Genomic DNA, 17,983 nt, shown 5'->3' on the forward strand with positions numbered 1-17,983 from the left:
ACAACATAGTCGTTTGGATGGTGCGGGTGTCAGGAGGCGGGGGTAACCCCTCGACTGACCCCGGACAGGTCGTGGGGGGGGCGGGGGGTTGGCTTACTTGAGCGCCAGGGTGGAGAAGTCGATCGTGCCGAACGCAGTGACCTTCACGCCGGTGACCTTGTTCGACCATCCGAACTGGGCGGTCGAGTACCACATGGGGATGGAAGCCATGTCGCTCGCGAGAACGCCTTCAGCCTCCTGGTACTTGGCGTTGGCCGCAGCGCCGTCCTTGGCAGCAGCAGCCTCCTTCAGCAGCTGGTCGAACTGGGCGCTGCTGTAGTCGCTGTCGTTCGAGCCCGCGCCCGTGCCGTACAGCGGGGCGAGGAAGTTCTCGATCGACGGGTAGTCCATCTGCCATCCGGCGCGGAACATACCCTTCATCTTGCGGTCCGTGATCTGGCTACGGAACGTGGCGAAGTCGACGACCGGGGTGGCGACACAGTCGACACCGAGGGCGGTCTTGATCGAGTTGCAGGTCGCCTCGACCCACGCCTTGTGAGAAGCGTCGGCGTTGTAGGAGATCGTCATCTTGCCGCCCTTGAAGCCACCGGCCTCGTCGAGCTTGGCCTTGGCCTTGGCAGCGTCGAAGACACAGGACTCGCCACAGGCGTTGGCCTTGTAGCCGTCGACGACCGGGGAGACCCAGCCAGTGGCAGGCTCACGCGTGCCGTTGAAGATCTGCTTCACGATGGTCGGACGGTCGATCGCCATGGAGATCGCCTGACGCAGCTTGACGTCCGAGTAGTTCGGGTCGGTCTTGGCCGGCGGGAAGTTGATCGCCTGGATGACACCGACAGCCTTGGACAGGTTGCGGTCCGGCAGGTCGGTCTTGTACTTGTCGTCGATCAGGGCCGAGGACGGGATCGTGTCGATCACGTCGAGCTGGTTGGCGATGACGTCGTTGTAGGCAGCGTCGTCGTCCTGGTAGATCTTGAACGTGATGCTGTCCAGCTTGCCGGCGAACTTGCCCGAGTAGCCAGCGAACTTGCTGATCTTGATCTCGGTGTTCTTGGTCCAGCTGTCGAACTTGAACGGACCCGCACCGATCGGCTTCTCACCGAAGGCCTTGGGGTCGTTGAAGAAGGAGTCCGGGACCGGCGCGAACGCGGTGTAGCCGAGGCGGACGGGAAGGTTCGAGACCTTCTCCTTCGTCTTGATGGTGAAGGTGTAGTCGTCCTTCACCGCGAGACCGGACAGCTTGTTAGTCTTGGCCTTGCCAGCACCCGCACACGGGTCGTCACCGGAGCCGGTGCACTGCGTCTCGGCGTAACCCTCGATCGGGTCGAAGAAGTAGCTACCCAGCGCGGCGTTCTCGCCAGCAGCCACCCAGTTCCAGGCGTCGACGAAGTTCTTCGCCTTGACCTCGGTGCCGTCCTGGAACTTGTAGCCCTTCTTCAGGGTGATGGTGAAGTTCTGGTTGTCCGTCGTCTCGATCTTGTCCGCGATGTCGTTCTCGGGGGCAGCGGTCTCCGGGTTGTAGTGCACGAGCTTGGCCGCGATGGCGTCAAGCACGTTTCCACCACAGGTCTCGTTCGTGTTGCCCGGGACAAGGGGGTTCTGGGGGTTGCACCCGCGGACCGTGACAGCCCCGCCGGTCTTGCCAGCGGCGCTGGAGCTGGTGTCATCGCTGCCGTTACCGCCACCGCAGGCTGCAGCAAGCAGCGCAACGGAAGAGATACCAGCAACCAGGGCCACCGTGCGAGTAGTTCCTCGCATTGACGTCCTCCTACTTAGGGTCTGCCGCCCAGATGGGCGGTCGGTCCGGGCTGTGCACCGATTGGAGCGCAGCCCTGTAACGCACAGGGCGTTCGTGTTGTGGCACCCATGAAAGGGCAAGGAAGGAGTAAAGGCGACGCTCTGGGCCAACCCGAGACAAAAACGTGATCGTCCTGCCGCCGACTTGAGAGCAGATCTTCGGCGCGAGTGCCTTTTGTCCCTATTTGGTGATGTTTGGTTTGGAATGCCCTACGGTGGTTGACGGAGGCGCAACGCCCTCCGTCCACTCCCGCGGACGCCGCCGTGGAAGCCGGGGTCCACCGTCGTGGCGCCCCGACGGGCTAGCGTGGCCGGGTGCCCTATGACGACGACCTGCGCCTTGCCCATGTCCTGGCCGACGCGGTCGAGCGGATCACCATGTCCCGCTTCCGGGCGCACGACCTCGTCGTCGAGTCCAAGCCCGACCTGTCGCTCGTCAGTGACGCGGACAAGGCCGCCGAGGAGCTCGTCCGGTCGCAGCTCAAACGGACCCGCCCGCGCGACGCCGTCGAGGGCGAGGAGTTCGAGACCACCGGCCACGGTCCGAGGCGCTGGGTCATCGACCCCATCGACGGCACCCACAACTTCGTCCGCGGAGTCCCTGCCTGGGCGACCCTGATCTCGCTGGTCGACAACGACATGCCCGTGCTCGGGCTGGTGGCCGCCCCGGCCCTGGGTCGACGGTGGTGGGCCGCCAACGGCTCAGGAGCCTGGTCCGGGCGCAGCCTCGCGGCGGCGAAGCGGATCCACGTGTCTGCCGTGTCCGACATCGCGGACGCGTCCCTCTCCTACTCCAGCCTCAAGGGCTGGCGCGAGGTCGACCGGCACGAGGAGTTCCTGCAGCTCACCGACGACTGCTGGCGCAGCCGCGCGTTCGGTGACTTCTGGTCCTACATGCTCGTCGCCGAGGGCGCGGTCGACATCGCCGCCGAGCCGGACCTCGCCGTCTATGACATGGCCGCCCTGGTGCCCATCGTCACCGAGGCGGGCGGTCGGTTCACCTCGTTGGCCGGCAAGGACGGCCCGTGGGGCGGCAACGCGCTCGCCACCAACGGCATCCTGCACGACCGGGTGCTCGACCGGCTGGGTACGGGCGCCCGCGCCTGACGCACGCCGGGGCCGGACCGCACCTTGGGTACCTGCCGTCGCTCAGGCGGGGACGATGCTCACGTCGCCGACGCCAAGGGCACGCACGTCCTCGGCATACGAGCTCGCGTCGCCGACCACGACGATGGTCCACTCCCCCTGCACCCACTCGCGGTAGGCCGCGGTGAGCTGGTCGCCGTCGAGCCGGCGCATGGCCTCGAGGGTCTGCGTCGTGAACTCGGTGGTGAGGCCGTCGAGGGCCATCAACACCGCCTCGTCGGCGACCGCGTCGGCGGTGGCGAAGCGGCCCGGAGCCGTCTTGCTGATGAAGTCGACGCCGGCGCGCACTTCCTCGGGGCTGAACCCCTCGCGCCCTGACGCCAGCAGCTCGAGCAGGAGGCGCACCGACTCCACGGTCGCGTCGGCCCGCACCGAGCCGGACGTCAGGAACAGCCCGCCCACCCGGCGGGGACGGAAGGCCGAGCGGATCCCGTAGGTGTAGCCCTTCTCCTCGCGCAGCACCGCGTCGACGCGCGCGTTCGGGGAGCCCCCGACCATGAAGCCCAGGACCGGGTATGCCGCCCAGCCCGTCCTCGTGTGCCGGTCCGGTCCCGCCCAGCCCACGAGGAGCTCGCTCTGCACCGACCCGGGTCGGTCGACGAGCACGACTCGCGCCGCGTCAGTGGCACGCCGCGGGGCCGTGGCGGTCGGGGCCGGCACGTGGGCGGCGTTGCGCCAGCTGCCGAGGGTGTCCTCGGCCAAGGCCACGACGTCGAGGCCGGAGAGGTCGCCGGCCACCACGGCGGTCATGCCGGTCGGGCCGACCCGCACGGCGTGGAAGTCGACGATGTGCTGGCGGGTCAGGGCGGAGATGCTGGCGGTGGTGCCGGCCGTGGGTCGCGAGGCACGGTCGGCCCCGTCGAAGAAGGTCGCGATGAACTCCTGCGCGGCGCGCTGCGGCGCGAGGGCACGCTCCTGCTCGATCTGGGCGAGCCGGGTCTTGCGGTGGCGGTCCACCTCGGCCTCGGGGAAGACCGGCTCGGCCAGCGCCTGGCGGAGCAGGTCGAGGGCCTCGGCGAGACGGCGTTTCGGGACGTCGAGGTCGACCCCGAGCCCACCGTCGGTGACTGAGGCGCCGAGGGCAATTCCCTTGCGCTCCAACAGTTCTGCGAACTCCTCGGGCGAGTGCTCGGCCGTCCCCTCATCCAGGAGCCGGGCCATGATGCTCGCGACGCCCTCGACCTCGCGGGGCTCGACGGACAACGGGAAGGGCAGCACCGTGCGCACCGAGATGACGTACTGCCCCGGGATGTCGTAGGCCAGCAGCTCGATGCCGTTGGACAGCGTGTGCCGCGCCGGGGTCGCGAACTGCCACGCGCCGGGGGCCTGCACCGGGGGTTCGGGCGGGGTGCCGTCGTCGACCGCGCGGTCGACGACGTCGGTCACGTCGCTCATGCCACCTCCTCCTCGTCACGGACGGACAGGTGTCGGACGACGGCCCTGCTCTCGGGCCGCAGCCAGCGGGCGGCGGCGGCACGGACGTCGTCCGGCCCGACCTCGCCGATCCGGTCGAGGAACGTGTTGACGAACTGGCCGTCGCCATGGAGCAGCACGTGCTGGCTGATCAGGTCGGCCCGCTCCTCCTGCCCGGCCAGAGCGGACAGCCACGAGCGCTCGGACTGCGCCAGCGCGGACTCCATCTCGACCTCGGTGGGACCCTCGACGACGAACCGCTCCAGCTCCTCCACCACGGCTGCCTCGACGGCTTCCGGGTCGTGGCCGTCGGCCACGTCGACCATGAGGAACCCCAGCGAGACACCGTCGACGAAGCCCATTGCGTGCGCCTGCACGGAGTTGGCGACCTGCTCGCGCCGGACCAGCCGCTGCACCAGTCGCGACGTCGAGAGACCGCCGAGGGCGTCGATGGCCAGCCCTGCCGCGAAGAACTCAGGGGTGTTGTCGACCGGGAGCCGGAAGGCGATGTGCAGGCGGTCGTTGGGGACGTGTCCCGGTCGGTCCACCCGCACCGGCGCGGCGAGCGGCTCCAGCGGTGGGACTGCCGGTCTGGCCGGCTCGGCCGATGGGGACAGGTGGCCGAAGTAGCGCTCCGCCGCGGCGAACCCCTCCTCCGGGGTCACGTCGCCGACCAGGGTGAGCACGCTGTTGTTGGGGCCGTAGTAGCGGCGGAAGAAGTCGTGCACGTCCGTGAGGCTGGCCGCGTCCAGGTCTTCCATCGACCCGATCGTGGGGTGGTGGTACGGGTGCCCGGCAGGGAACACCGCGGCATACACCTCGATCAGGGCGGTGCCGTAGGGGACGTTGTCGTAGCGCTGGCGCTTCTCCTCCTTGACCACGTCACGCTGGTTGTCGAGGTTCTCCTGCGTGACCGCGTCGAGCAGGTGCCCGTGCCGGTCGGCCTCCATCCAGAGGGCCAGCTCGTAGGCGCCCTTGGGGATGGTCTCGAAGTAGTTGGTGCGGTCGAACCACGTCGTCGCGTTGAGGCGCCCGCCCTCGGCCATCAACCGGGTGAAGTGCTGACCGCTGGCAATGTGTCGGGACCCCTGGAACATCAGGTGCTCGAACAGGTGGGCGAAGCCGGTCCGCCCTGACACCTCGTGGCGCGACCCGACGTTCACCCAGATGTTGACGGTGACGGTGGGCACGGAGGCGTCCGGCGAGACGACGACCCGTAGGCCGTTGGCCAGCGTCTTCTCGTGGATGGGGTAGTCCAGCGGCATGGCGCCACCCTAGGCGAGTCACACGCCGAGCACGCGGCATCTCACGCAGCGGGCACGGTGCAGCGGCTCAGAGGATGCGGCTGCCCTCTTCGCGCGCCTGGGCCACGGACTGGGTCGGAGACTTCTTGTCGGCGGCGACCCGTGGCAGCGACGGGGCGTAGCCCGAGCCCAGCTGCTCGATCGCTGTGCGCGCGAAGACCTGCTGCTCGGTCACGGTGCGCTCCGAGCGACCGCGCCCGAGGAAGCTGACGGCCCAGTGCAGCAGGGTGGTCAGGCGGTGCTTGAAGCCGATGATGTAGACGAGGTGGACCGCCAGCCACAGCAGCCAGGCGACGAACCCCGTGAACCGCAGGTTGCCGATCGAGGCGACCGCGCTGAACCGCGAGATCGTCGCCATCGAGCCCTTGTCGTGGTACTCGAACGGCCCCTTGGGCTCCTTGCCGGCGAGTCGACGCTTGAGCTGCTCGGCGGCGTAGCGCGAACCCTGGATGGCGACCTGCGCGACGCCCGGGTAGCCCTTGAGCGATGCCATGTCGCCGACGACGAAGACCTCGGGGTGCCCCGGCAGCGTCAGGTCGTCGTTCACGGCGACGCGCCCGGCGCGGTCGAGCTGCGCCCCGGACTGCTCGGCCAGCTGGGCGCCGAGCTCGGACGCCTGCACACCGGCCGCCCAGACCTTGCAGACCGACTCGATGCGGCGTTGGGTGCCGTCGGCGTCCTCGACGTCGATGCCGGTGGCGTCGACGCCGGTGACCTTGGCCCCCAGCTGCACCTCCACGCCGATCTCGGCGAGCCGCTTGGCGGCCTTGGCGCCGAGCTGGTCACCGAAGGCGGCCAGCACCGTCGGGGCGGCGTCCAACAGCACGATGCGTGCCCGGCTGGTGTCGATGTTGCGGAAGTCCTTGCGCAGCGTGCGACGGGACAGCTCGGCGATCTGGCCGGCCATCTCCACGCCGGTCGGGCCGGCGCCGACGACGACGAAGGTCATCAGTCGCTCGATCTCCTTGGGCGTGCTCGCGAGCTCGGCCCACTCGAACGACCCGAAGATCCGGCCGCGCAGCTCGAGGGCGTCGTCGATCGACTTCATGCCCGGGGCGAACTGCGCGAAGTGGTCGTTGCCGAAGTAGGACTGGCCCGCGCCGGCTGCCACGAGCAGGGTGTCGTAGGCGGTGACCGTGTCGCGGTCGAGGACGCGGGACGTCACCGTCTTGGCGGCCAGGTCGATGTGCGTGACGTTGCCGAGCAGGACGCGCGCATTGCGCTGGCGCGCAAGGACTTCCCGCGTCGCGGGCGCGATCTCGCCTTCGGAGAGGATGCCGGTCGCGACCTGGTAGAGCAGCGGCTGGAAGAGGTGGTGCGTGGTCTTGGCGATCAGCGTGACGTCGACGTCGGCCCGCTTGAGGGCCTGCGTGCCGAAGAGGCCGCCGAAGCCTGAACCGATGACGACGACCCGGTGACGCGACGGTGTTGTGGGCACCTGCTGCGAGGTCATTCCACCACTCTCCTGTGAAAGGCGAAGGACGGCTACCCCTGTCGGGGTGCCGTCCTCACTGACGTCTGCTGTGCGGACCAGCAGTCACTCTCGTCAACGACGCTAGACCCCGTGGTATGCCGTTCGGCCCCCTACCAGCGTGAAGTGCGACGCGCGTCACGTCGCCGTCCCACCCCCTGGTCAGCCGGCCGGCGACGGCTCGGGGTCGGGCGGCGAAGGGGTGGACGAGGCGGGGGGCGGTGTCGTCGTGGTCGGAGCCGGGATCGTCGGCTCCGGAGTGGGGTCGATCGGTGTCGTCGTGGGTGGCGTCGTGGGTGGTGGGCTGGGCTGCGTCGGCGTGGTCGACGGGCTGGTCGTGACGGGTGCCGTCGGGGTGTCGGTCGCGGTGGGCGGAGGCTGTTTCGCCGGGGTCTTGGTGGGCGTTGCCTTGGCGGGTCCGGTGGCCTGGTCAGCGGCCTGGTCCGCGTCGGGTCCGAGCTCGGCCAACGCGCTCGCTCGGCCGCCTGATCCGACCCGGAAGGCCACACTGGTCAGGGCGGCGAGGCCGTGCTGACGGAAGTACGACACCCACTCCAGCACCGCCGAGTGGTACTGGCCGGACTGGTTGTAGGACAGCACCGCGGACCTCAGGTCGCCGGCGTGCGACAGGTCCCGCCCGCCGAGGCAGAGGTAGCCAGCCGTCGCGAGTGCGGCGTCGAAGACGTTCTGGGGGTCGCGACGCCCGTCCCCGTCGCCATCGCGTCCGGCCCACCGCCAGGTGCCGGGGAGGAACTGCAACGGACCCATCGCCCGGTCGTACTGGCCGTCTCCGTCGTAGCCACCGCCGTCGCTGTCGTGGACCACCGCGAACGGTCCGCCATCCAGCAGCGGGCCGTAGATCGCGGGCGCCACCCGGTGCGCCGAGGTCACCGACCGGCCACCGATCGAGCCCGACTCGACCTGGCCGATGGCTGCGAGGTGCTCGACTCGCAGGTGACAGCTCTTCGGCGAGCCGGAGACGGCCTTGCGGTAGGCGGCCGCCAGCACGGCCTGCGGGGTCCCCGCGGCGGGCGAGCTGCCGTGGGCGCCGGTGCGCGGCGGTCGTGGCGGCATGCGCGGGCCAGCCAGCACCAGGGCCGGTGGCCCGGCATACTCCCGGGCGCCAGCCTCGGTCGGGGCGAGGTCGTCGAACGAGTACTGAGCAGGCACCGCGACGAGGGCCAGCGCCGTGAGGTCTGCGGTGGGTCGCAGGTGAGCGTCGGTCGGCCTGCCTGCCGGGGGCGAGGTGGAGGCACTGAGGAGCACGGTCGCAGCGGCGAGCACCGCCGCACCCGCCCGGCGCCTCCGCATCCACATGGCGCCCCCTTTCCCCGTGGATCCTCGCGGTCGTGACCTCGCCGACACGGGCGCTCCGGGGCAATGCCGGACGAACGGACGACCACCAAACGGACAGGAGTCACACCAGTCACAGTCGCGCGGTCAGAACAGGCGGTGTGCCTCGTCAGCGGGCGGCTCCTCCAGCGCGAGCAGGAAGCGCTTGCGGTCGAGCCCTCCTCCGTAGCCGACCAACGAGCCGTCGGCCCCGATGACCCGGTGGCAGGGCACGATGATGCTGATGGGGTTGCGGCCGTTGGCCCACCCGACCGCCTGGCTGAGGTTGACGTCGCCCAGGACCCGCGCGAGCTGTCCGTAGCTGCGCGTCTCGCCGTAGGGGATCTCCCGCAGCAGGGCCCAGACCTTGAGCTGGAACTCGTCGCCGCGCGGTGCGAGCGGGAGGTCGAACTCGGTGCGCTCCCCCGCGAAGTAGTCGGCGAGCTGGGACTCGGCCTCGCGCAGCACCGGGTCGGCCGACCCCGGCTCGGCGGGCTCACCGAGGGTCTCGTCGGACGGGTCGCGGTCGGGCAAGGCCATGAAGCAGCCGACCAGGGCACCGTCCTCGGCCACGAGGGTCAGCTCGCCGAGGGGCGACGACGTGACGAGGTGGCTGCGCACGGTGCCGATCCTGCCAGTCACCCCCGACAGCCCGACCACGTTGTTCGGAAGATCCACCGGGCCAGGACCCGGTGGATCTTCCGAACACGTCGCGTCAGGCGGGCGGCGGCGGGAGGGCGGCAGCCAGCCGCGCGGCATACTCCTGCGCCTCGTCGTCCGAGGCGTAGGTGGTCCTGGGCCAGAAGAAGCCCCGCAGGCCGTCCCCCTTGGTGCGTGGCACGACGTGGACGTGCAGGTGCGGCACGGACTGCGAGACGACGTTGTTGACCGCGACGAACGACCCCTGCGCGCCGAGGCCCGTCACCACGGCCCCGGACATCCGCTGGGCCGCTCCCATCAGCACGGGGAGCAGCTCAGGGGGCAGGTCGACGAGCGTGTCGACGTGGATCTTCGGCACCAGGAGGACGTGTCCCTTGAACACCGGCCGGGTGTCGAGGAAGCCCAGCGTGAACGGTTCGTCGAGCACCACGGTCGCCGGCAGCGCGCCGTCGATGATCCGGCAGAACAGACAGTCCACGAGCGGACTCTAGCCCGGGCGCACCCACCACGCCGGACCGGTCGCTGCCCCGCACGGCTCGGGGCAGCGACCGGTCAGCGTGGTCCGGAAGGCGGTTCAGTCGTCGCCCTTCGACCCGCCCTCGTCGCCTTGGTCGTCGCCGTGGCCGCTGCCGTGGTCCTCGCCCTGCTCGTCGCCCTGGTCGTCACCCTGGTCGTCGTCGTCACCGTTCTGGTGGGCTGCCGTCGAGTGCTCGGAGTGGTGGTCGACCACGCCTCCGCCGTTGACATCGGCGTGCTCGTCGTCCTTGCCCTTGCCATCGTGGTGGTTGGCCGACGCGGTCGGGTTGGCGGTGTGGGTCTCGGCGTCCTCGGCGTCGTCGTCGGCGGTCTCCGACTCCTCGGGCTCGGCCGTGGCCGTCTCGGTCTCCGGGGTCTCGGTCTCGGTGGACGTCGACGTGGTCGTGTCGCTCGGGTCGTCCTGCTGCACCTGGGCGGGCTCACGGTCCGGGGTGCCACCGGTCGCGGCCACGGCAACGCCGCCGATCGCGGCGAGGGCAAGGGCTGCTCCGACGGCGACGGCGACGCGGCCGGCCCGGCGGATGGGAAGTCGAACAACCTTCACGAGATCTCTCCTTGAGGTGGGGGTGGTGCCCGAACCCAGGACAGCGGGGTCGTCGAGGAATGCCGCCAGCTCTGGGCTGGGCTCGACGGGCCCGTGGGATGCCATGGCGCGCAGCGCGTCGACGGCAGGGCCCGCCGGGTCGTCTGCCGGCAGGTGCAGTCCGCTGGGGGGGAACTCCTCGGATTCAGGCATGTCGAGGGTTCAATCGCGCGAGGGCGTCCCCGGGATACGGCTCTGGCGAAAGTTTTTCACTTCCTGCTGCGCCCGGAAGGTTTCTCCGCAGCCGGGCCAGCGCCCGGTGCTGCAGTGACTTCACGGCGCCAAGGTCCTTGCCGAGCACGGTCGCCGTCTCCTCGAGACTGAGGTCGGCCACCACCCGGAGCAGCAGCACGGACCGCTGGTCGGGTGTGAGAGTGTCGAGCACCTCGGCGACCTGCTTCTCCGCGAGCAGGCCCAGGGCTGCGGCCTCGGCCGACGGCTCGGTCGGGTCAGGTCCGGCCTCGTCGAGGGTCACCCACGTGCCCCAGCGGGTCCGCTGGCGGTGCCAGTCCACCTGCCTGCGGTGCGCGACGGTGAAGACCAAGGCGCGGAAGGCTGCCCCTCCGCCCGAGAACCGCCCCATCTGGCGGAAGACCGCGAGGAACACGTCGCTCGTGACGTCCTCGGCGTCGGCGACACCGTGGGAGCGGAGGTACCCGGCCACGCGGGGCGACAGCTCCCGCCACAGCTGGCCGAAGGCGGCGGGGTCACCGGTCCTCGCGGCAGCGACGGCGTCGTCCATGGCGACACCATCCACGTCGACACCTCCGCTCGACCCAGCTCCGTGGCGCCCTGCTCGCCAATCGAGCACAGTAGCGGGTCAGACCGGGGTTTGTGGCTGTTTGCCCCTGAACTCTCGCGTCAGCGTCGAGGTGGTCGCGGCAGGAAGTAGCTGGTGCGCTGCTGGTACTCCGCATACCCGGGGCGCTCCGCCATGTGCTTCTCGAGCAGCCTTGCGCCGGTTGCGAAAACCAGGAAGTAGGTCATCGCCACGGGCGAGAGGATGGTCAGGACACCGGGCCAGGCGCTCGCCGCCACGAGCCAGATCCCCCACCAGACGCAGGAGTCCCCGAAGTAGTTGGGATGCCGCGTCCAGGACCACAGACCACGGTCCATCACCGTGCCCCTGTTGGCAGGGTCGGCCTTGAAGTCCTTGAGCTGCTTGTCGCCCAGCGACTCGAAGCAGACGCCGAGCAGCCAGAGGGCCAGGCCCACCAGCGCGACGACCACCGCTCCCCCGCCCGCGGCGGCGCTGACCTGGATCGGCAGCGACACGAACCACACCGAGAGCCCCTGTATGCCGTACACCTTCCGGATGGCGACGAGGGTCGGGTTGCCGGTCTCCTTCTCGAGCATGGCGGCGTAGCGCGGGTCCTCGCCCTTGCCACTGTTGCGCTGGTGCATGTGCCACGCCAGCCGCAGCCCCCAGACGGCCACGATGACGAGCAGCGCCACTCGACGCCAGCCGGCCCCGTCACCCACCACCGCGGCCACGGCTGCGACGACGACGAAGCCCAGCCCCCAGGTGGTGTCGACGACGCTGACCCTGCCCTGGCGATGCCCCTCCACGGCCGTGGCGACCATCAGCAGGATGATCGCCAGGAGTGAGAACCCGGTGACAGCAAGGAAGTTCGAGCCGTCGAACATCAGGACCAGCCCGCCGGTCGCACCGGCTCGAGGTCTGACTCCCCGTGGTGGGGGCGGACGGCGAGGATCTGGTCGACCCCCATCCGGCCGTCGCGGAAGGCCATCGCACCACCGACGAGGTAGAGCCGCCAGACGCGCGCGACCTCCTCACCGACGAGGGCGATGACCTGGTCGAGGTTGTCCTCGAAGGTGCGGTGCCAGGCTGCGACGGTGCGCACGTAGTGCTCGCGCAGGGCATGCACGTCACGCACCTCGAGCCCCGAGGCCTCGATGAGGTCGACGGTCTCGCCGACCGGTCGCATGTGCATGTCGGGCGCGATGAAGGACTCGATGAACGGGCCACCACCGGGGTGACGGCCACGGCGGGACATCTGCTGCACGAGGACGCGGCCGCCAGGCCGGACCCGGTCGTGCAGCACCTTCGCGTAGGTCGGGTAGTTGCGCTGGCCGACGTGCTCGCCCATCTCCAGGGACACGACCGCGTCGAAGTCGTCCTCCGGCACGTCGCGGTAGTCCTGCAGCCGGATCTCCACCCGGTCCTGCAGTCCCCGTTCGGCGATGCGGGCATCGATGAACCGCTTCTGCTCCACCGCGATCGTCACCCCGACGACCTGCGCGCCGAAGTGCTCCGCGGCATACAGGCTCATCGAACCCCAGCCACAGCCCACGTCGAGCAGCCGCGATCCCGGGCCCAGCCCGAGCTTGCGGCCGACGAGCTCGAACTTGTCGCGCTGGGCGTCCTCGACGGTGTAGCCGTCCTCCTCGGACCGCCAGTAGCCGCACGAGTAGGCCATGTGGGGGTCGAGGATGAGGCTGTAGAAGTCGTTGGACAGGTCGTAGTGGTGGTGGATCGCCTGACGGTCGCGGCCGAGGCTGTGCCGCCGTCCGCTGAGCGCAGCCTGGCTGGCCGGGGCGGGAAGTGGCAGGCCGATGGCGCCTGCGCCACGGGCGACCTTGAGCACCGCCGCAAGGGCGGCAGGAGTGGGACGTATGCCGGTGAGCCGGCGCTCGCGCGCCACTGACCAGACGTGGGTCAGCGCCTCGTCGAGGTCGCCCTCGACGTCGAGCTCGCCGGTGACGTAGGCCTGGGAGGCTCCGAGCTCGCCCGGGTGGCGCAGCAGCCGGCGCAGCGCGCGCGGCGACCGGAGGATGACGTGGGGGGCACCTGCCGGCCCCGCCTCACTGCCGTCCCACGCGGTGAGGCGCAACGGCAGCTCGCCGCCGACGAACGGGGCAAGCGCGTTGGCGATCTCAGTTGCGACGCCGGATCGCCTTGTCCCGGTTGGGAAATCGACTCTCTCGATGGTGGTCATCAGGCAGCCTTCCTCTCGAGCACGACCTGCTGGACGTCAAGGTAGCCGGAGCGGAAACCGGCTCGCGAGTACTCGAGGTAGAAGTGCCACATCCGGTGGAAGACCGCGTCGAACCCGAGCGCGTGCACCCGGTCGAGGGAGTCGAGGAAGCGCTCGTCCCACAGGCGCAGGGTCTCGGCGTAGTGCTGCCCGAACGAGAGCCGCTCGCTGACGTGGAGGGTGGTCTCCGCCTCGCTGACGTCGATGATCGCCTCGGTCGAAGGAAGGAAGCCGCCGGGGAAGATGTACTTGTTGATCCACGTGTAGGTGTACTTCGTGGCCTGCATCCGGTCGTGCGGCATGGTGATCGCCTGGATGGCGACCTTGCCACCCGGGGCGAGCACGCTGTCGATCTTGCGGAAGTACTCCCCCCAGTACTCGTGGCCGACCGCCTCGATCATCTCGACCGACACGACCGCGTCGAACTCCCCCTCGACCAACCGGTAGTCGAGCAGCTCGACGTCCACGGAGTCGGAGTAGCCGGCGGCGGCGATGCGCTCGCGGGCCAGCGCCTGCTGCTCGCTGGACAGGGTCACGGACAACACCCGGGCACCGCGCGACGCGGCGCGGATGGCCAGTTCGCCCCAACCGGTGCCGATCTCCAGGACCCGGCTCCCGTCGCCCACGCCGGCGGAGTCGAGCATCCGGTCGATCTTCTGCCGTTGGGCGTCGGCCAGCTGCTCCCACGCAGGGACGGTGCTCGGGACGCTGGTCGTGACGGCCTCACCGGCTACGGCCCGACCGGAGTCCTCCGCCCCGTCGAAGAGGGCCGACGAGTAGCTGAGGGTGCCGTCGAGGAAGGTGGCGAACAGGTCGTTGGACAGGTCGTAGTGGCGCGCGATGTTGGTGCGGGTGTTGGTCGTCGTGTTCTTCTCGGTGTGCGGGGCCCGCGCCACGTAGAAGGCGCGGAGCTTCTGCAGGGGCTCGGGGATGAGCGTCCCCATCTGGGCAGCGAAGACCTCGAGCAGGCCGCCGAGGTCGTCGGCGTTCCAGTCTCCGGTCATGTAGGACTCGCCGAAGCCGATCAGCCCACCGGCGCCGAGCGCGGCGAAGAAGCTCTCGGGGCGCTCGATCACCATGAGGGGCGCGGTGGTGTCGGTGGCGGCGCCCCCGACGATCGCCTCACGCCCGAGCTGGATGCGCACGGGCAGCCGTCGCGCGACCGAGAGGAAGATCTTGCGGGCGACGGCGCCCTCGACGGCGCGACGCGCCTTGGCGCGACGGGCGGTGAGGTCGGGCCAGCGGCTGGCGTCGATGGCGGGCCGCGTGGACAGGCCGGCGGTGGCGGTGGTCACTGGACTGCCTCCTGGTGGTGGGAAGGGCGTGGCTGGACCGGCAGGCGGCGCAACCACAGGCGGATGCCGTGCCAGCGGATGCGCGCAGCGACGGCCAGGGGTTCGAGGGGCTGGGTGACGGCCAGGCGCAGCACCGTCGTGGCACGAACGGGCAAGGCGCGTCCGCGCAGGCCGGCCACGAAGGGAGCCTGGTCCGGGCGTTCGAGGACCACCTGCACCTGCACGGTCTCGCCCGGGGTCGGGATGGTCAGCCGGTAGCGGCCCGAGACATCGTTGAAGGGGCTGACGTAGAGGGCCTTGTCGACCTCGGCGTGGCCCTTGTCGTCGGCGTGGACGAGGTAGGCGTGCCGGTCGCCGTAGGTGTTGTGCACCTCGACCACGTTGCAGGCCAACCGTCCGTCGGGGGTGTGGCACCAGTAGACGCTGATGGGGTTGAAGACGGTGCCGAAGACCCGGGGCATGGCCAGCATGAGGATCCGTCCGCCGTCGAGGTCGATCCCCTCGGTGGCGAGGAAGGTGTCGAGGTTCTCACGCAGCGTGTGGTCCGGCGACCCGAGGTGGTCCCGTGACTCGAAGCTCGCGAGCCGACCCAGCAGCCCCAGTCGGGGCAGCTCGTCGAGGTCCACCAGCCAGGTGTGGCTGCGGTGCCGGAAGCTGTGGCGGAGTGGGGTCGTGCGGGCGTGCACGATCGAGGTCGCGTAGATGCGTGTGGCGGCAGGTGCCTTCATCGGGCGCCCACCTCCTCGAGGTCACCCTCGGCCTCGCCGACGAGACCCGTCGCGTCGTCGACCGGCGCGACCTCGCGCGCGTCCAGGGTCACGTCGGCGCGGTGGCGACCGGCAGGTACAGAAGGCTCGTCCTCGGTCCACGGCACCCCGAGCGCCTCGGCGGCGACCGCACCGGACCGCGCCCCGTCCTCGTGGAAGCCCCACCCGTGGTAGGCCCCCGCGAAGGCGATGCGAGCGGTGTTGATCTCGGGAAGGCGACGTTGCGCCGCAACGGATTCGGGAGTGTAGAGCGGGTGCTCGTAGTGCATCGTGTCGATGACGAGACCCTGGTCCACGCAGTCCACGCCGTTCAGGGTGACGAGGAAGCGACGGTCGGTCACGTCGAGTCTCTGCAGCCGGGTGAGGTCGTAGGTGACCAGCACTCCGGTGCCGTCACCCTCGGCCCGACGCCAGTAGTTCCACGAAGCGCGCGCCCCCGACGTCCGAGGGAGCACCGACTCGTCCGTGTGCAGCTGGGCGACGTTGCGCGAGTAGGTGATCGCGCTGAGCACGTCGTGCTGGGCACGGGTCGGCTCGGCGAGCATGGCCAGGGCCTGGTGCGGGTGTGCGGCGATGACCACCGAGTCGAACACGTCCTCGGTGCCGTGGGCGTCCGTCACCACGACACCCTTCGCGGTCTCGACGACCGAACGCACGGGAGTCGACAACCGGATGTCTTCGATCCCGGCAGCGACTGCCTCCACGTAGCGCTTGGAGCCACCGGTCACGGTGCGCCAGGTGGGCGAGCCGAAGACGGTGAGCATGCCGTGGTGGTCGAGGAACTCGAACAGGTAGCGCGCCGGGTAGTGCAACGACACGGACGGGTCGCAGGACCAGACAGCGGCGACGACCGGCTCCAGGAAGTGGCGGGTGAAGTAGGGGCTGAAACCGCAGCGTCCGGCGAAGGAGCCGAGGGTCTCGTCACGGTCGGCGTCGGTGGCCTGCCGGGCGAGGACCGCCTTGGCCTCGCGGTGGAACTTCTTCACCTCGGTGAGCATCCGCAGGTACTTGCCGTTGGTCAGGTTGGCCACTCGTGGGAAGAGTCCCCGGGCAGCCCGCGCACCGGCATACTCCAGGCCCGCCTCGTCGTCGCGGACGGACATGCTCATGTCCGACTCCTGCGTCTCCACGCCGAGCTCACGGAACAGGCGGAGCAGGGTGGGGTACGTGCGGTCGTTGTGGACGATGAAGCCGGTGTCGACGCCGATCGTCCGGCCGTCCACCGTCACCTCGTGGGTGTCGGCGTGGCCGCCGAGGCGCCGGTCGGCCTCGTAGAGGGTCACGGCGCCGCGTGTGCTGAGCACGTGGGCGGCGGTGAGCCCTGCGACTCCGCTGCCGATGACGGCGCGGCGTGGTGCAGACATGGGGGTCCATCCATTCTCGGTGACGGGTCGGCAGTGATTCGGCACGCCTGACCTGCTGGATTGGGTCACCGGAATGGTCCTGCGCCTGCCCTGGGCTCGGGGTCACGGGCAGGGTCCGTCCACGGCGCGGCTGCTGTGCGGGACAGCAGCGCGACGAACGCCTCGAGAGGCCCCCTGAGCGGCACCAGCGCGAAGACGGCTCCCACGCCCAGCACGATGAGCACCTGGTCGGGGTAGCTGCCGGGCGTCTCGAGGTCCGGCCACCAGCCCTCTCCCATGATCAGGACGTGCAGCGTGTAGAGGCTCAGCGTCATCGCCCCGGCGCCGAAGACCGCGGCCCAGACCCGGGGCCGGACCCGCGTCCCCAGCAGGCACAGCCCGAGCACTGCCATGGCGCTGCCGATCGTCTGGGCCAGGTCGAGGGGCGACCCGGAGTGCGGGGCGACCGTGGCCAACCACCACCACGAGTCGGTCGGGGTCGTGCCGTGGAGACCGTGGGTCAGGGCGGCGGCCAGGAGCTCATGGTCCGCACCGACCCCCTGGTCCGGGTAGGTCGCCCCGAGCGCGGCCCAGGCGTCGTCGCGGGACAGGAGCGCCCGCGAGAGCACCATGGCGGCCACCGCGAGGGCAGCGCCGCCGGCGAGGAGCACCACCTCGATGCCCTTGCGGAGCAGGTCTGCGCGACCGATCGCCATCCCGGCCAGCAGGTAGGCCAGCCAGACCGCTGCCGGGTAGTAGCCGACGAAGAGCAGCTCGTTGAGCAGGTGGAGGGGCGAGGCCAGGGAGCCGGGCGTGGGGCTGCCGACCTCGTGGGCGGGAAGGTGCGGTCGCAGCACCAGGGACAGGACCGGCCCGGCCAGGGCCCAGACGCCCGCCAGCACGGCCAGCGCGGGCGCCCGCAGCCCCAGGAAGGGCAGGCCGAGGAGGAAGAGGACGGCGTAGTAGGCCAGGATCACGGCGATCCCGGTCGGCACCAGCCCCAAGGTCAGGCCAATGGCGCCGATGACCAGGCTGCGGACCACCAACCTGGTCGACACGGCATACCGCGCTCGTCCGTGCGCCGGCCGGGTCCGGCCGCTGACGAGGGCGACGCTGACCCCGGCCAGCACCGCGAAGAGGGCCGAGGCGCGGCCGCCGGCCACCTGCTGCGCCCACGGCACGTGGGTGCCGACCAGTCCGGGCAGCATGTGCGTGGCCATCATGCCCACGAGAGCCAGGGCACGGGCCACGTCGACCCCCACGACCCGGCCCGGCGCGACCTCGGGCAGGAGGGGTCCGCTCATGGCGTCATCCTGTCAGCCGCCTCCCCCGATTGGGC

Annotated in this window: 16 protein-coding genes; 1 reads left to right on the forward strand and 15 read right to left on the reverse strand. The window is 70.3% G+C overall.

Annotated features, from left to right (window positions below; genetic code table 11):
- Positions 1 to 93: 93 nt before the first annotated feature.
- Positions 94 to 1,551, reverse strand: a complete 1,458-nt coding sequence (locus ACXJKD_RS06110; RefSeq protein WP_457253576.1) for a peptide ABC transporter substrate-binding protein — start codon at positions 1,549 to 1,551, stop codon at positions 94 to 96.
- Positions 1,552 to 2,109: 558 nt separating this feature from the next.
- Between ACXJKD_RS06110 and hisN the strand changes: the two genes are divergently transcribed.
- Complete coding sequence (gene hisN, locus ACXJKD_RS06115) at positions 2,110 to 2,901, forward strand: histidinol-phosphatase (RefSeq protein ID WP_457253577.1); 792 nt, start codon at positions 2,110 to 2,112, stop codon at positions 2,899 to 2,901.
- A gap of 42 nt (positions 2,902 to 2,943) precedes the next feature.
- Here the strand turns inward: hisN and ACXJKD_RS06120 are convergent, their stop codons facing one another.
- The 14 genes from ACXJKD_RS06120 to ACXJKD_RS06185 all read right to left on the reverse strand — a co-directional run bounded on the left by ACXJKD_RS06120 (position 2,944) and on the right by ACXJKD_RS06185 (position 17,948).
- Positions 2,944 to 4,335: a M16 family metallopeptidase gene (locus ACXJKD_RS06120; RefSeq protein ID WP_457253578.1), complete on the reverse strand. Its 1,392-nt coding sequence runs from the start codon at positions 4,333 to 4,335 to the stop codon at positions 2,944 to 2,946.
- Positions 4,332 to 5,618, reverse strand: a complete 1,287-nt coding sequence (locus ACXJKD_RS06125) for a M16 family metallopeptidase (RefSeq protein WP_457253579.1) — start codon at positions 5,616 to 5,618, stop codon at positions 4,332 to 4,334. The genes ACXJKD_RS06120 and ACXJKD_RS06125 overlap by 4 nt, the downstream gene beginning before the upstream one ends.
- A 67-nt stretch (positions 5,619 to 5,685) precedes the next feature.
- A complete protein-coding gene (locus ACXJKD_RS06130) occupies positions 5,686 to 7,110 on the reverse strand; it encodes an NAD(P)/FAD-dependent oxidoreductase (RefSeq protein WP_457253580.1) in 1,425 nt (474 codons plus the stop codon).
- A gap of 180 nt (positions 7,111 to 7,290) precedes the next feature.
- A complete protein-coding gene (locus ACXJKD_RS06135; protein ID WP_457253581.1) occupies positions 7,291 to 8,445 on the reverse strand; it encodes a lytic murein transglycosylase in 1,155 nt (384 codons plus the stop codon).
- Positions 8,446 to 8,568: 123 nt separating this feature from the next.
- The gene (locus tag ACXJKD_RS06140; protein WP_457253582.1) at positions 8,569 to 9,081 is read right to left on the reverse strand and encodes a methylated-DNA--[protein]-cysteine S-methyltransferase; all 513 of its coding nucleotides are present in this window, start codon (positions 9,079 to 9,081) and stop codon (positions 8,569 to 8,571) included.
- 94 nt (positions 9,082 to 9,175) lie between these two features.
- The gene (locus ACXJKD_RS06145) at positions 9,176 to 9,598 is read right to left on the reverse strand and encodes an HIT family protein (protein WP_457253583.1); all 423 of its coding nucleotides are present in this window, start codon (positions 9,596 to 9,598) and stop codon (positions 9,176 to 9,178) included.
- 96 nt (positions 9,599 to 9,694) lie between these two features.
- On the reverse strand, positions 9,695 to 10,393 hold the full coding sequence (locus ACXJKD_RS06150; RefSeq protein ID WP_457253584.1) for a hypothetical protein: 699 nt from the start codon (positions 10,391 to 10,393) through the stop codon (positions 9,695 to 9,697).
- A complete protein-coding gene (locus ACXJKD_RS06155; protein ID WP_457253585.1) occupies positions 10,386 to 10,982 on the reverse strand; it encodes an RNA polymerase sigma factor in 597 nt (198 codons plus the stop codon). The genes ACXJKD_RS06150 and ACXJKD_RS06155 overlap by 8 nt, the downstream gene beginning before the upstream one ends.
- 119 nt (positions 10,983 to 11,101) lie before the next feature.
- On the reverse strand, positions 11,102 to 11,887 hold the full coding sequence (locus ACXJKD_RS06160) for a DUF1295 domain-containing protein (RefSeq protein WP_457253586.1): 786 nt from the start codon (positions 11,885 to 11,887) through the stop codon (positions 11,102 to 11,104).
- Positions 11,887 to 13,200 carry a class I SAM-dependent methyltransferase gene (locus ACXJKD_RS06165; protein WP_457253587.1) on the reverse strand — a complete coding sequence of 438 codons (1,314 nt, stop codon included), beginning with the start codon at positions 13,198 to 13,200 and terminating at the stop codon, positions 11,887 to 11,889. The genes ACXJKD_RS06160 and ACXJKD_RS06165 overlap by 1 nt, the downstream gene beginning before the upstream one ends.
- A complete protein-coding gene (locus ACXJKD_RS06170) occupies positions 13,200 to 14,534 on the reverse strand; it encodes a class I SAM-dependent methyltransferase (RefSeq protein WP_457253588.1) in 1,335 nt (444 codons plus the stop codon). Before ACXJKD_RS06170 ends, ACXJKD_RS06165 begins: the two co-directional genes overlap by 1 nt.
- Entirely contained in the window at positions 14,531 to 15,262 is a 732-nt protein-coding gene (locus ACXJKD_RS06175) for a DUF1365 domain-containing protein (protein WP_457253589.1), read from the reverse strand. Before ACXJKD_RS06175 ends, ACXJKD_RS06170 begins: the two co-directional genes overlap by 4 nt.
- Entirely contained in the window at positions 15,259 to 16,665 is a 1,407-nt protein-coding gene (locus ACXJKD_RS06180; protein ID WP_457253590.1) for an NAD(P)/FAD-dependent oxidoreductase, read from the reverse strand. The genes ACXJKD_RS06175 and ACXJKD_RS06180 overlap by 4 nt, the downstream gene beginning before the upstream one ends.
- 65 nt (positions 16,666 to 16,730) lie before the next feature.
- Positions 16,731 to 17,948, reverse strand: a complete 1,218-nt coding sequence (locus tag ACXJKD_RS06185) for a heparan-alpha-glucosaminide N-acetyltransferase domain-containing protein (protein WP_457253591.1) — start codon at positions 17,946 to 17,948, stop codon at positions 16,731 to 16,733.
- Positions 17,949 to 17,983: the final 35 nt, after the last annotated feature.

It is taken from the genome of Pedococcus sp. P5_B7, from assembly GCF_054049895.1.

Coding starts and splice junctions, on each gene's coding strand:
- ACXJKD_RS06155 (WP_457253585.1), bottom strand. CDS start 10,982: ATGGACGACGCCGTCGCTGCCGCGAGGACCGGTGACCCCGCCGCCTTC.
- ACXJKD_RS06185 (WP_457253591.1), bottom strand. CDS start 17,948: ATGAGCGGACCCCTCCTGCCCGAGGTCGCGCCGGGCCGGGTCGTGGGG.
- ACXJKD_RS06165 (WP_457253587.1), bottom strand. CDS start 13,200: ATGACCACCATCGAGAGAGTCGATTTCCCAACCGGGACAAGGCGATCC.
- ACXJKD_RS06135 (WP_457253581.1), bottom strand. CDS start 8,445: ATGTGGATGCGGAGGCGCCGGGCGGGTGCGGCGGTGCTCGCCGCTGCG.
- ACXJKD_RS06180 (WP_457253590.1), bottom strand. CDS start 16,665: ATGTCTGCACCACGCCGCGCCGTCATCGGCAGCGGAGTCGCAGGGCTC.
- ACXJKD_RS06160 (WP_457253586.1), bottom strand. CDS start 11,887: ATGTTCGACGGCTCGAACTTCCTTGCTGTCACCGGGTTCTCACTCCTG.
- ACXJKD_RS06175 (WP_457253589.1), bottom strand. CDS start 15,262: ATGAAGGCACCTGCCGCCACACGCATCTACGCGACCTCGATCGTGCAC.
- ACXJKD_RS06150 (WP_457253584.1), bottom strand. CDS start 10,393: ATGCCTGAATCCGAGGAGTTCCCCCCCAGCGGACTGCACCTGCCGGCA.
- ACXJKD_RS06125 (WP_457253579.1), bottom strand. CDS start 5,618: ATGCCGCTGGACTACCCCATCCACGAGAAGACGCTGGCCAACGGCCTA.
- ACXJKD_RS06130 (WP_457253580.1), bottom strand. CDS start 7,110: ATGACCTCGCAGCAGGTGCCCACAACACCGTCGCGTCACCGGGTCGTC.
- ACXJKD_RS06120 (WP_457253578.1), bottom strand. CDS start 4,335: ATGAGCGACGTGACCGACGTCGTCGACCGCGCGGTCGACGACGGCACC.